Annotated in this window: 10 protein-coding genes; 6 read left to right on the top strand and 4 right to left on the bottom strand. The window is 74.7% G+C overall.

Features of this window, described 5'->3' with window-relative positions; genetic code table 11:
* Positions 1–19 precede the first annotated feature (19 nt).
* The gene (locus K7G61_RS14160) at positions 20–649 is read right to left on the bottom strand and encodes a LysE/ArgO family amino acid transporter (RefSeq protein ID WP_225847142.1); all 630 of its coding nucleotides are present in this window, start codon (positions 647–649) and stop codon (positions 20–22) included.
* A gap of 208 nt (positions 650–857) precedes the next feature.
* Between K7G61_RS14160 and K7G61_RS14155 the strand changes: the two genes are divergently transcribed.
* Positions 858–1,823, top strand: a complete 966-nt coding sequence (locus tag K7G61_RS14155) for a LysR family transcriptional regulator ArgP (RefSeq protein ID WP_225847141.1) — start codon at positions 858–860, stop codon at positions 1,821–1,823.
* Positions 1,824–2,036: 213 nt separating this feature from the next.
* Positions 2,037–2,159, top strand: a complete 123-nt coding sequence (gene ykgO, locus K7G61_RS14150; RefSeq protein WP_225847140.1) for a type B 50S ribosomal protein L36 — start codon at positions 2,037–2,039, stop codon at positions 2,157–2,159.
* A 215-nt stretch (positions 2,160–2,374) separates the two neighbouring features.
* Here the strand turns inward: ykgO and K7G61_RS14145 are convergent, their stop codons facing one another.
* Both K7G61_RS14145 and K7G61_RS14140 read right to left on the bottom strand, forming a co-directional pair.
* Positions 2,375–3,034, bottom strand: a complete 660-nt coding sequence (locus K7G61_RS14145) for a TetR/AcrR family transcriptional regulator (RefSeq protein ID WP_225847139.1) — start codon at positions 3,032–3,034, stop codon at positions 2,375–2,377.
* 121 nt (positions 3,035–3,155) lie between these two features.
* Positions 3,156–4,628 (bottom strand): MFS transporter, encoded by a 1,473-nt coding sequence (locus K7G61_RS14140; RefSeq protein WP_225847138.1) that lies wholly within the window; start codon positions 4,626–4,628, stop codon positions 3,156–3,158.
* A 309-nt stretch (positions 4,629–4,937) separates the two neighbouring features.
* Here K7G61_RS14140 and K7G61_RS14135 point away from each other — a divergent pair, with 309 nt between their 5' ends.
* From K7G61_RS14135 to K7G61_RS14120, 4 genes are all read left to right on the top strand, one after another.
* On the top strand, positions 4,938–5,654 hold the full coding sequence (locus tag K7G61_RS14135) for a class I SAM-dependent methyltransferase (RefSeq protein WP_225847137.1): 717 nt from the start codon (positions 4,938–4,940) through the stop codon (positions 5,652–5,654).
* Positions 5,655–5,836: 182 nt separating this feature from the next.
* Positions 5,837–6,661 carry a 3-hydroxybutyrate dehydrogenase gene (locus tag K7G61_RS14130; protein WP_225847136.1) on the top strand — a complete coding sequence of 275 codons (825 nt, stop codon included), beginning with the start codon at positions 5,837–5,839 and terminating at the stop codon, positions 6,659–6,661.
* 117 nt (positions 6,662–6,778) lie between these two features.
* Positions 6,779–8,188: an MFS transporter gene (locus tag K7G61_RS14125; RefSeq protein ID WP_225847135.1), complete on the top strand. Its 1,410-nt coding sequence runs from the start codon at positions 6,779–6,781 to the stop codon at positions 8,186–8,188.
* Between the two features lie 157 nt (positions 8,189–8,345).
* Positions 8,346–10,319: a GAF domain-containing protein gene (locus tag K7G61_RS14120; RefSeq protein WP_225847134.1), complete on the top strand. Its 1,974-nt coding sequence runs from the start codon at positions 8,346–8,348 to the stop codon at positions 10,317–10,319.
* Positions 10,320–10,714: 395 nt separating this feature from the next.
* On the opposite strand, the gene K7G61_RS14115 is transcribed toward K7G61_RS14120, so the two are convergent.
* Positions 10,715–11,611: an alpha/beta hydrolase gene (locus tag K7G61_RS14115; RefSeq protein WP_225847133.1), complete on the bottom strand. Its 897-nt coding sequence runs from the start codon at positions 11,609–11,611 to the stop codon at positions 10,715–10,717.
* Positions 11,612–11,681 lie beyond the last annotated feature (70 nt).

Here is an 11,681-nt window from a genome sequence, read left to right as displayed (position 1 = left end):
GCCCGCCGCGGCGCGGACCCTAGACCCGCACCGCCATCGCCACGCCCAGCGTCACCATCGTGCAGGCGATCACCACGTCCAGCACGCGCCAGGACGAGGGCCGGGCGAACGGCCGGCTGAGCAGCCGCGCCCCGAAGCCGAGTCCGCTGAACCACAGCACACTGCCGAACGCCGCACCCGCCCCGAACGGCCAGCGGGCCGTGCCGTACTGGTTGGCCACCGAGCCGAGCAGCAGCACGGTGTCCAGGTACACGTGCGGGTTCAGCCAGGTCATGGCCAGGCAGGTGAGCACCGCCGCTCGCAGCGACCCCTCGCCGGAACCGCGAGCGCCGCCGGGCCCGCCCGCGGTCAGCGCGGCGGGCCGCAGCGCGCGCCGGGCGGCGAGCACCCCGTAGCACACGAGGAAGGCGCCGCCGATCCAGCCGGTCGCCGTCACCGCGGCCGGCCATCGCCCGATCACCGTGCCGACGCCGCTGACGCCCACCGCGATCAGCACGGCGTCCGAGGCCGCGCAGATCGCGACCACCGCCGGCACGTGCTCGCGCCGGATGCCCTGCCGCAGGACGAACGCGTTCTGGGCGCCGATGGCGACGATGAGCGACAGGCCGGTACCCAGGCCGGTAAGGGCCGCGACAGGTGCGGTGGACATGCCCCGAGGCTAGGAGCACCGCGAACCATGAAGCCAGCTAATGATGCTTAGGTAAGATGAGCTGAACTTATGATGTGCGCCTTGAGGGCCTCGGGGCTCCTGTGGGCGAGGCCCCGGGCGCCAAGGCGCCGAGGGGGCCGGAATTCACGGCTTCGGGTCCCGGGACAACCGGTGCCGGACGGACACCGGCCGGCGCGAGAGGAGCCCGATGATCGACCTTCCGCTGGACCAGGTGCGGACGCTGCTGGCGGCGGTGGACGAGGGCACCTTCGAGGCGGCGGCCGAAGTGCTGCACGTGACGCCGTCGGCGGTCAGCCAGCGTGTCAAGGCGCTGGAGCAGCGCACCGGCCGGGTGCTGCTGCTGCGGACCAAGCCGGTGCGGCTCACCGAGTCCGGCGAGGTGGTGGTCCGCTTCGGGCGGCAGCTCACCCGGCTGGAGCGGGACGCCGCCGAGGAACTGGGGATCGGCGAACGCACCGGACCGGCCACCCTGCCGATCGCGGTCAACGCCGACTCGCTGGCCACCTGGTTCCTGCCCGCCCTCGCCGGCCTCGGCGAGGACCTCGGGGTGTGCTTCGACCTGCACCGCGACGACCAGGACCACACCGCCCACCTGCTGCGTCAGGGCCGGGTGATGGCCGCGGTCACCTCCTCGCCCGAACCGGTGCAGGGCTGCTCGGTACGGCCCCTGGGACGGATGCGGTACCGCGCCATGGCCGCTCCCGGCTTCGTGGCGCGGCACCTCGCCGACGGGTCGCCGAGCGACCTCCTCCCCTCGGCGCCCGTCGTGGTCTTCGACCGCAAGGACGACCTGCAGGACCGCTTCCTGCGGGAGCTGGCGCCGGGCCGCCCGCCCGGCCGCTTCCGGACGTACGTCCCCTCCTCCGAGTCCTTCGTCGAGGCGGTCGCCGCGGGCCTGGGCTGGGGCATGATCCCCGACGCCCAGGCCGCCGCGCACCGGGCGGCGGGCACGCTGACCGATCTGGCACCGACACGGCCGGTGGACGTCGCCTTGTACTGGCAGCAATGGAAGCTGGACTCCCCGGCGCTGGCCGCCGTCGCCGAGGCGGTGGCCAGGACCGCCGCCCGGGCCCTGGCGCGGCCCGAGGGGCGAGGGGGGAGCGACCGGGCCGCCGTACGCCCGCCGGCCCCGGGACGGGCGGCGGCGAGGTAGAAGTAGCGGCCCGGACGGAGAAGGGGCTCACGGGCGTACGGCCGGCCGCGCCGCCTTCGCCCCCGGCTCGCCCCCGGGTTCCAGCCCGTCCGGACCGCCCGGCCCCGCGGCTTCGCGTCCTGCCGCTCCAGCCGGAACGCGCGGGCCGGAATGCGCGGGGACCGGCTGGTGTTGTCATGCGTGCAACAACAGTACGAGCAGGGAGGCATCCCGATGAAGGTCCGCAACTCGCTGCGGTCGCTCAAGCGGCGCCCGGGGTCCCAGATCGTCCGCCGGCACGGGAAGGTGTACGTGATCAACCGCAAGGACCCGAGGTCCAAGGCGCGCCAGGGCTGACGCTTCCCGCCGGCCGAACGCCCTCGCACCAGCCACGGCCCCGGCTCCCCCGCCCCAGCGGCGGGGGAGCCGGGGCCGTCCGCGTCCCGTACACCCGTGGGGCGCGGACGCGTACACCCGCGCCCCCGGGCGGACGCGCACACCCGTGGGCGCGCACGCCGGATCGCACGCGTCCGGTCGACGTGCCGCGTCCGGTCGACGGCGCCGCGTCCGGATCAGGCGCAGGATGCCGCGGCCTTGCCCTCCCCGGCCTTGTCGCTGGTGATACGGCTGAGTTCGGCGCGGGTCAGAGCCGGACGGGAACTCGGCGGGGCGGCGGCGGACCGCAGCCCGGCGAGCTGTATGTCCAGATGCCGCCGCCAGGCGTCGGGCGCCACGGGACCGCTGGTCTCCACGATGCCGCGCAGCCCCCATATCAGCGTCATCACGTCACCCAGCTCTATGCCCGGCGCGACCCTTCCCGCCCGCTGGGCCTGGACCAGCAGGTCGGCCACCAGGTCGCGCAGTTGCTCCACGCCCTCCGCCTTGGTGTGGCCCACCAGCTTCTCCGCGTAGCCGCGGTGCTCGCTGAGGGACTGGCCCACCACCCGCAGGAAGGTCTCGAGCCCGGTGCCGTCGGCCAGGGCCAGCGACCGCCGGGCCTCCTCGGTCAGCCGCCGCAGCATCTGCCCGGCTATCTCGTCGACGAGCGCTTCCTTGTTGGGGAACCGCCGGTAGACGGTGCCGACGCCCACCCCCGCTCGCGAGGCGATCAGCTCGATGCTGGCGTCGGTGCCGAACTCGGCCAGGACCTCGCGTGCCGCCTCGACCACCAGCCGGTGATTGCGCGCCGCGTCCCGTCGCATGGGCCGGTGCCCCGTGTCGTGCGAACTCATCGTCACTCCAGGTCGGTCCGTGATCCGGTCGCTGCCGTCGGTGAGGCGGCGGGGAGGGCCGCTGCCCGGCTCCCGCTCGTGCCCATTGTCGCGCCGGGCGTCACCGGAGGTCACCGCGGGGTCACTCGGGCAGGGTTCCGGCGGAGGCGGCGCTCGTGACGGGCGCGGCCCGGTCCGCCGGCCGCGGCTCGCCCGCGGCCTCCACCCGGCCGGGGCGGCGGCCGACGGGTATCAGTATCGCCGCGATCGCGGCCACCAGCAGCGCGCCGCCGAGCATCGTGAACCCGTGGGTGTAGCCGGCCTCGCGGGGCAGCCCGTCGGCGGCCGGGCTCGCCGTGACCACGCTGGCCATGAGCGCGGCGCCGATCGAGCCGCCGATGGTACGGATGTTGGCGTTCATGCCGCTGGCCACACCGGTCTGCTCGGCCGGGACCGCGCTCACGATCAGGCTCGACATGGCCGCGAAGGCGAAGCCGAAGCCGAGGCCCATGACGCCGGTGGCCACGTACAGCTCCCAGGTGTGGGCGTGCGCGAAGGCGATCAGCGCCATGGCGGCGGTGCCGATCAGCGAGCCCAGCAGGACCACGCCCTTGGCGCCGACCCGCGCGGCCAGGCCGTTGGCCCACAGGCCGGCCAGGAACATGGTGACGGTCAGCGGCAGCAGGATCAGCCCGGACTCGGTGACGGAGGCGCCGAAGCCGTAGCCGGTGGACTTCGGGGTCTGCACGAACTCCGGCAGGAACGCGAACATCGCGTACATCCCGACGCCGAACAGCAGCGCCACCAGGTTGGTGGTCCACACCGCGGGCCGCCGCATCATCGTCATGTCGATCAGCGGTGTCGCCGCCCGGCGCTCCACCTCGACCCAGCCGGCGGCCAGTACGGCGGCCGCGGCGAACAGGCCGATCACCCGGCCGGAGCCCCAGCCCCACACCGGGGCCTGGCTGAGCGCCACGAGCAGCGCGACCAGCCACGCGGACAGCAGCAGCGCCGGCGCCCAGCTGATCCGGCCGGGCATGCGCACCGGGGACCGCGGCACGAAGACGAAGGCGGCGACGGCCGCCACCACGGTGAGGATCATCGGCAGCCAGAACAGCCAGTGGTAGTCCAGGGCGCTCACGATCGGTCCGGCCAGCACGATGCCCAGCCCGCTGCCGACCGCCAGCAGCGAGGCTATGGCCCCGACCGCCGAGTGCAGCCGCTCGCGCGGGAACTCGTCACGGATGATGCCGAAGGCCAGCGGCAGCACGCCGCCGCCTATGCCCTGGATCACCCGGGCGACGATCATGAACTGCACGTTGGTCGCCAGCGCCGCCAGCAGCGAGCCGGCCGCCAGCGCGCCCAGCGTGGCCACGAAGACGCGCTCCTTGCCGATCATGTCGCCGACCCGGCCCATGATCGGCGTGAAGATCGAGGCCGAGAGCAGATACGCCGTCAGCACCCACGTCACGGTGTTCTGGGTGGTGTGGAGGTCGGCCTGGATGGTCGGCAGGACGGGCGTGACCAGGGACTGGAGCAGCGCGTACGCGGACACGCTCACCGCGAGGACGGCGAAGGTGACCTGGTGCGGCGTGCGCCGGGTCTCGGAGGCCAAGGCAAACTCCTCGAAAGGTCGAAAGAAACCGGAACGATCATTCCGTCTCAGGCGTCAACAGCCTCCGGCGATCAGGAATTCCCCTTCCGGTTCGCGGAAGTGAGGGATGGAACACAGGGCGTAGTGGGAATAAACGTGCGCACTCGCGGCAAACGCGCCCGGCGGGAGTCGTCGGCGATATTTACAGCGGTATCGCGGCGCGCTAACTTCGAGGAGTGGGAGCGCTCCCACGTCAGGGACGACCGGCCCGTCGCCATCCATCCTTTCCCCGCCACGGCGGCGGGCCGGTACCCTCCCTATGCTGAACGGGTGTTCTCTCCCCGCGGCCCCTCGCTGCGCGAACTCGCGGTCCAGGCGCTGTCCTCCGTCGAGCGCGGTTACGACCTGCTGGCGCCGAAGTTCGACCACACCCCCTTCCGCACCCCCGACCGCGTACTGGACGCGGTGACCGGCGCGCTGCGCCCCCTCGGCCCCTTCGACGCGGGCCTCGACGTCTGCTGCGGTACGGGGGCGGGGGCGCGGGCCCTGCGGCCGCTGTGCCGTACCCGCGTCGCCGGGGTCGACTTCTCCGCCGGGATGCTCGCCGTGGCCCGCCGGGGCGACTCCTCGCCGCTGGACGCCTGGGTGCGGGCCGACGTGCGGGCGATGCCCTTCCGGCCGGTCTTCGACCTCGCGGTGAGCTTCGGGGCGTTCGGGCACTTCCTGCCGGACGAGCGGCCCGGGCTGTTCCGCGAGGTGCGGCGGTGCCTGCGGCCCGGTGGGCTGTTCGCCTTCCCGATCGGGGCGCCGCCGCCGGTCACCTCGCCGTGGTACTGGGCGTTCCGCGGCTTCGACGCCGGAATGCGGGTCCGCAACGCGCTGCGCCGCCCGCCCTTCGTCATGTACTACCGCACCTTCCCGCTGGGGCCGGTGTGCGCGGACCTGCGCCGGGCGGGCTTCACGGTGACCTCGCGCCCCCTGGAGGAGTTCGGCCGGCGCGGCGACGGCAGCCCGAGCGTCCGCCTGGTGCTGGCCCGCGCGCACTGACGCGGCCGGCCACAGGTGTCGAACCGCCACGGTTCGTCGCGCGAAGTGGGGGACGCGGCCATTGCGGACGGCGGGCATCCGTGGACGGCGGCGAAGGTGTGGGCGGACACCATGAACCGGCGGGGAAGTATGGGCGCCGACCACGTGTGCGGGTCCGCGCCGGGTACCTAGCGTGACGGGCCATGGAGAGCTTTCCGAGCCCCGACGCCGGCGCCGAGCCCACCACGCGCGCGGCGGACACCAGCGGACCGCTCCCGGGCGCGCGCTTCCTGGCCGGCCGGACCGCCCTGGTCACCGGCGCGGCCGGCGGCATCGGCCGGGCCTGCGCGCTGGCCCTCGCCGAGGCCGGCGCCGACGTCTACGTGGTGGACCGCGCCGCCGACGCCGCCAAGGAGGTGGCCGCGCTGGTGGGCGGCGTCCGCCTGGTCGCCGACCTCGCGGATCCGGACGCGGTGGACGCCCTGCCCGCGGACGCCGACATCGTCGTCAACAACGCGGGCCTGCAGCACGTCGCGCCCGTGCACGAGTTCCCGCCCGAGCGCTTCACCCTGATCCAGCGGGTGATGGTCGAGGCGCCCTTCCGCATCCTGCGCCGCACCCTGCCGCACATGTACGCGCGCGGATGGGGCCGGGTGATCAACATCTCCTCGGTGCACGGCGTGCGGGCAAGCCCCTACAAGTCCGCGTACGTCGTCGCCAAGCACGCGCTGGAAGGACTCAGCAAGACCGTCGCCCTCGAAGGCGCCGCCCACGGCGTGACCAGCAACTGCGTCAACCCCGGCTACGTGCGCACCCCTCTGGTCGAGGACCAGATCGCCGACCAGGCCGCCGCCCACGGCATCCCCGAGTCCGAAGTGGTGGAGCGGGTGATGCTGGAGCGCACCGCCATCAAGCGGCTCATCGAGCCCGACGAGGTCGCCGCCGCCGCGCTGTGGCTCTGCTCGCCGCACACCGGCTACGTCACCGGCACCTCCCTTCCCCTCGACGGTGGCTGGACCGCGCACTAGCGCCCCAGGGCCCGCCGCCCCGCCCGCCTGCGCGTCATCCCGCCCTCGTCCGCACCGCCCCTTCGTACCCGCCCCCTCGCCTCCGTCCCCACCCCCATCCCGGAACCGGTGACAGCCATGGCCCCTCACAGCGTCGTGCACGGCCCCCGCCCCGCAAGATCCGACCGACTGACCCGCGTGGTCGCCGCGAGCCTCATCGGCACCACCGTCGAGTGGTACGACTACTTCCTGTACGGCTCCGCCGCCGCGCTGGTCTTCGGCAAGGTGTTCTTCCCGGACTCCGACCCGCTGACCGGCACCCTGCTGTCCTTCCTCACGTACGCCATCGGCTTCGCCGCCCGTCCGCTGGGCGCCCTGGTCTTCGGGCACTTCGGCGACCGCATCGGCCGCAAACGCCTGCTGGTGCTCAGCCTGCTGATGATGGGCGGCGCCACCACGCTGATCGGCTGCGTGCCCAGCTACCACAGCATCGGGGTCGGCGCGCCGATCCTGCTCACCACCCTGCGGGTGGTGCAGGGCTTCGCCCTCGGCGGCGAGTGGGGCGGGGCGGTGCTGCTGGTCTCCGAGCACGGCGACGCCGGGCGCCGCGGCTTCTGGGCGTCCTGGCCGCAGGGAGGCGCGCCCGCGGGCAACCTCATCGCGGTGGGGGTGCTGTCGCTGATGACCGGCGTGCAGAGCGACGCGGCCTTCGTCGCGTGGGGCTGGCGCATCCCCTTCCTGTTCTCCGCGGTGCTGGTCGGCATCGGCCTGTGGATCCGCCTGTCGGTCGACGAGTCCCCGCTGTTCAAGGAGGCGCTGGCCAAGGCCGAGCGGCGCGAGAAGGCCCGAGGGGCGGTCGACCGGCTGCCCGGCCTCGCCGTCCTGCGCGACCACTGGCGGGACGTCCTGGTCGCCATGGGCGCAAGGATGGCGGAGAACATCTCGTACTACGTGCTGACCACCTTCGTCCTCGCCTACTGCGTGGAACACCTCGGGCTGCACAAGCAGACCGCGCTCAACGCCGTGCTGATCGGCTCGGCCGTCCAGTTCTGCCTGATCCCGCTGTTCGGCGCGCTGTCGGACCGGGTCGGCCGCAAGCCCGTCTACCTGGTCGGCGCGGTCGGCACCGGCGCCTGGGCGTGGGCGTTCTTCACCATGCTCGACACCAGGAACTTCACCGCGCTGGTGTCCGCGGTCACCGTCGGGCTGGTCTTCCACAGCGCGATGTACGCCCCGCAGGCCGCGTTCTTCTCCGAGCTGTTCGCCACCAGGATGCGCTACTCCGGCGCGTCGATCGGCGCGCAGTTCGCGTCCGTCGCCGCCGGGGCGCCCGCGCCGCTCATCGCGGTTGCGCTGCTCAAGTCCTACGGTGACGCCACCCCGGTGTCGGTGTACGTCAGCCTCGCCGCCGTCGTCACGGTCGTCGCCCTGCTCTTCGCCCGCGAGACCAGGGGCCGTGACCTGGAAACCCTCACCTCGGGCGGCGGCGGGGCGGGCCGGGGTTCGGTAGGTTCGGCGTCCACGGAGACCGCCGCCTCGTCCGCGTGACGGCCGGCCCCGCCGTACGTCCCCGGTGAGGGAGCCGCGAAGGAGCGGCTCCCTCACCGCCCGTCGTCCCGAACACCGGGCGGGAATCCTGGCACCGAGCGCGGCGCCCGGCCCCGCCCCACGTCCGATCAGCCCGCGACCCGCACGGTGGCCGAAGATGTCCGCACAGCCCGCTCCCATCGCCGCGCACATGCGCCGGCTGCTCGAACTGATCGCCGAGGACGCGCCCGCCGAGGACTTCGGCGCGGTGGCCGCCCGCGCCAGGACCGAAGGGGCGGGCCCCGCCGACCTGTCGGAACTGGAGTCGGCCACCGGCACGGCGCTGCGGCTGCGCCGGGTGCTGCGCCAGCACCGCCGCCGCGAGACCGAGCTCGCGGCCCTGTTCGACACCGCCGGCGACCTGGCCGGGCTGCGCGACCTCGACGCGGTGCTGCAGTCCATCGTGCGCCGGGCCCGGATGCTGCTCGGCACCGACACCGCCTACCTCACGCTGCGCGACGACGAGGCGGGCGACACGTACATGCGGGTCACCGACGGCTCGGTCTCCCCGCTCTTCCAGGCGCTCCGGCTGTCCTACGGCGACGGCCTCGGCGGTCTGGTGGCGCAGACCGCCCGCCCCTACGCCACCCCGGACTACCGCACCGACCAGCGGTTCCGGCACACCGGCTCGATCGACGAAGGGGTACTCGACGAGGGCCTGGTCGGCATACTCGGGGTGCCGCTGCTGCTCGGCGGGCGCGGTGGCACCTCCCGTACCGACGGCGCGGGCGCGGGCGCGGGGCCGGGCGGCGACGGCGACGTCATCGGCGTGCTGTTCGCCGCCGACCGCACCCCGCGGCCGTTCTCGCCCGACGAGGTCGCGCTGCTGTGCTCGCTCGCCGCGCACGCCGCGATCGCCATCGACACCGCGCGGGCCATCACCGACCTGGCCCAGGCCAACGCCGTGATCCAGGAGCACGCCGCCGCCATGCAGCGCGCGGAGGAGGCGCACGACCGGCTCACCGACCTGGTGCTGCGCGGCGGCGACCTGCCCGAGGTCGCCGCGGCCGTCGCCGGACTGCTCGACGGCGGGATCAGTATCCACGACCCGCAGGGCCGCACCCTGGCCGCGGTCGGCAGGGGCGGCGGCGCCTTCCAGGGGCCCGCGCCCGACCCGGACGTACTGGTCGGACATGCCGCCGACTCCCACGCGGCGGCCCGCGCGGTGCGCCGGGACGGCCGGTGGACCTGCGCGGTGTCGGCCGGCCAGGAACTGCTGGGCTGCCTGGTGCTGTACGGACGCGGGCGGCTGGACGACTCCGACCGGCGGCTGTTCGAGCGGGCCGGCGTGGTCACCGCCCTGCTGCTCCTGCTCAGCCGGTCGGTCGCGGAGACCGAGAACCGGGTGCGCGGCGAGCTGATCACCGACCTGCTGACCGCACCCGGCCGCGACCCCGCGGGACTGGTGGTACGCGGCCGCCGGCTCGGCATCGACCTGGGCAGTGACTGCCTGGTGCTCGTCGCCGAGACCGCCGAGGGCCACCGCGACAAGCTGGCGGGCGCCGCCGGCCGCTACCTCTTCGGCAGCCACGGGATCAGCGCCGAGCAGGCCGGCACGGTGGTCGTGCTGCTGCCGCACGACGGAACGCTGCCGGGTGAGGCCGCCAGGACGGCCGTCGGCCGGCTCACCCACCTCGTCGGCGCCCCCGTCACCGCCGCCGCCGCGGGCCCGGCCGCTGGACCCGCCGCCTTGGCCGAGGCGCACGCCGAGGCCTTGCGCTGCCTGCGCGCCCTCCGGGCGCTCGGCCGCATCGGCGACGGCGCCGGCGCGGCCGAACTCGGCTTCCTCGGCGTCCTGCTGGGCAACGCCCACGACGTCGAGTCCTTCGTCACCGCCACCCTCGGCCCGCTGCTGGACTACGACGCCCGGCGCGGCACCGAACTCGTGCGCACCCTCGGCGCGTACTTCGCCTGCGGCGGCACCCTCACCCGCACCAAGGACGAACTGCACCTGCACGTCAACACCGTGGTGCAGCGCCTGGACCGGATCCAGGCGCTGCTGGGGCCCGGCTGGAACACCCCCGAGCGGGCGCTGGAGCTCCAACTCGCGCTTCGGCTGCACCTGCTGTCGGAACCGGGCAAGGGCCGGTGAGAGGGCGGGCGGCGGGCCGCCGGGCCCGCCGCCCGCAGCAGCGCGGCGAGCAGCGCGACCACGGCGAGGTCGCCGAGCCCCGCCGCGGTGCAGTAGCCGGCCGGGCGGCCCGCGACACGGCGGGGGCGGCGGAACGGGGCCGGCCGGCCCGCGCGTCCCGCCGGGTTCTCGGCGCCGGTGAGGTGCTCGGTGAACTGCTTGTGCGCATGGCTGACGGCTCCCGGAACCAGTGGCGGCTTGCGCAAACCGTAGAAGCGGCCCGGCGAGCCGGACATGTGGGCGCGGCACGCACCGCCACGGGGACGCGTGTCGGCGGCCACCATGGCGGCGGGCGGCCACGCTCGGGGACGCTGCCGTCGTGCGGCCCGCCGGCCGCGACACCATCGACCACACCGTCAGTCGCCCGCCGGGGCGCGGCGCACCGCGTCGGCGATGTGGTCCGCCACCACGCGGGCGCCGCGCTCGCCGAGCACCAGCGAATAGTGGTTGACGTCGGGCACGAAATGGAGCGGCACGCCGGACGCCGCGAGGCCGCAGGCGGCGATCGTGTCGGGGGAGTACAGCCCGGTCGGCTCGTTGCGCAGGCCGCGTTCGGCCCACAACAGGCGGGCCGGAACGGTCAGTTCGTGGATCGCCCGGAACACCGCCGGGTCGCGCAGCTCGTCCTCCGCGTCCTCCCGGATCGCCGCCGCCCGGCACGCCGAACGCAACCGCGGCTCCCGCCCGACCAGGTCGCGGTCGAGGTGCTCGGCCAGCAGCGGGCCGCCGAGACCGGCGAAGGCCGGGTGCGCGGCCCAGAACGCGTGGTAGGCGGCCCGGTCGGGGAACTCCATGTCCAGCCGGGCCATCGCGGGACCGACCACCGCGCCCAGCACCGCGTCGATGTCGGCGTCGGCCGGCACCGGGATGCCCAGGCCGCCGTCGACCAGCACCAGTTCGCGGTACCGCGCGGGATCGCGGCGCGCCGCCACGCAGGCGACGAAGGCCCCCATCGAGTGCCCGGCCAGTACGGCGGCGCCGAGCCGGAAGTGGTCGAGCACCGCGATCAGGTCCTCGGCGTGGCGCGCCATGCCGCCGGGCCCCGCCACGTCGCGGCTGCGCCCGCGGCCCCGCAGGTCCGGCGCGATCACCTCGGTACCGCCGAGCGCCTCGGCCACCTCGCCCCAGGCCAGGCCGTTGCCGGTCAGCCCGTGCACGGCAAGGACGGTCCCGGCCCCGGGCGCGCCCGGCCAGCGGCGCACCGCCAGGAGCCCGCCGTCCACCTCGACCGTCACGTCCTGGAAGTCCCGCATCGCGGCCCGCCGCCTTTCCGCCGTCCGTCACCGACCGAGCAGGATAGGGAGCCCGGAGCCCGCGGGGAGA

It is taken from the genome of Streptomyces sp. HPF1205, assembly GCF_020400825.1.
Classification (GTDB): domain Bacteria; phylum Actinomycetota; class Actinomycetes; order Streptomycetales; family Streptomycetaceae; genus Actinacidiphila.
This window is presented reverse-complemented; position numbering and strand designations above follow the sequence as displayed.

What these genes read in the sequence shown, in the direction of transcription:
- K7G61_RS14145 (WP_225847139.1), bottom strand. Translation starts at nt 3,034, where the DNA reads ATGAGTTCGCACGACACGGGGCACCGGCCCATGCGACGGGACGCGGCG.
- K7G61_RS14160 (WP_225847142.1), bottom strand. Translation starts at nt 649, where the DNA reads ATGTCCACCGCACCTGTCGCGGCCCTTACCGGCCTGGGTACCGGCCTG.
- ykgO (WP_225847140.1), top strand. Translation starts at nt 2,037, where the DNA reads ATGAAGGTCCGCAACTCGCTGCGGTCGCTCAAGCGGCGCCCGGGGTCC.
- K7G61_RS14115 (WP_225847133.1), bottom strand. Translation starts at nt 11,611, where the DNA reads ATGCGGGACTTCCAGGACGTGACGGTCGAGGTGGACGGCGGGCTCCTG.
- K7G61_RS14120 (WP_225847134.1), top strand. Translation starts at nt 8,346, where the DNA reads ATGTCCGCACAGCCCGCTCCCATCGCCGCGCACATGCGCCGGCTGCTC.
- K7G61_RS14155 (WP_225847141.1), top strand. Translation starts at nt 858, where the DNA reads ATGATCGACCTTCCGCTGGACCAGGTGCGGACGCTGCTGGCGGCGGTG.
- K7G61_RS14125 (WP_225847135.1), top strand. Translation starts at nt 6,779, where the DNA reads ATGGCCCCTCACAGCGTCGTGCACGGCCCCCGCCCCGCAAGATCCGAC.
- K7G61_RS14130 (WP_225847136.1), top strand. Translation starts at nt 5,837, where the DNA reads ATGGAGAGCTTTCCGAGCCCCGACGCCGGCGCCGAGCCCACCACGCGC.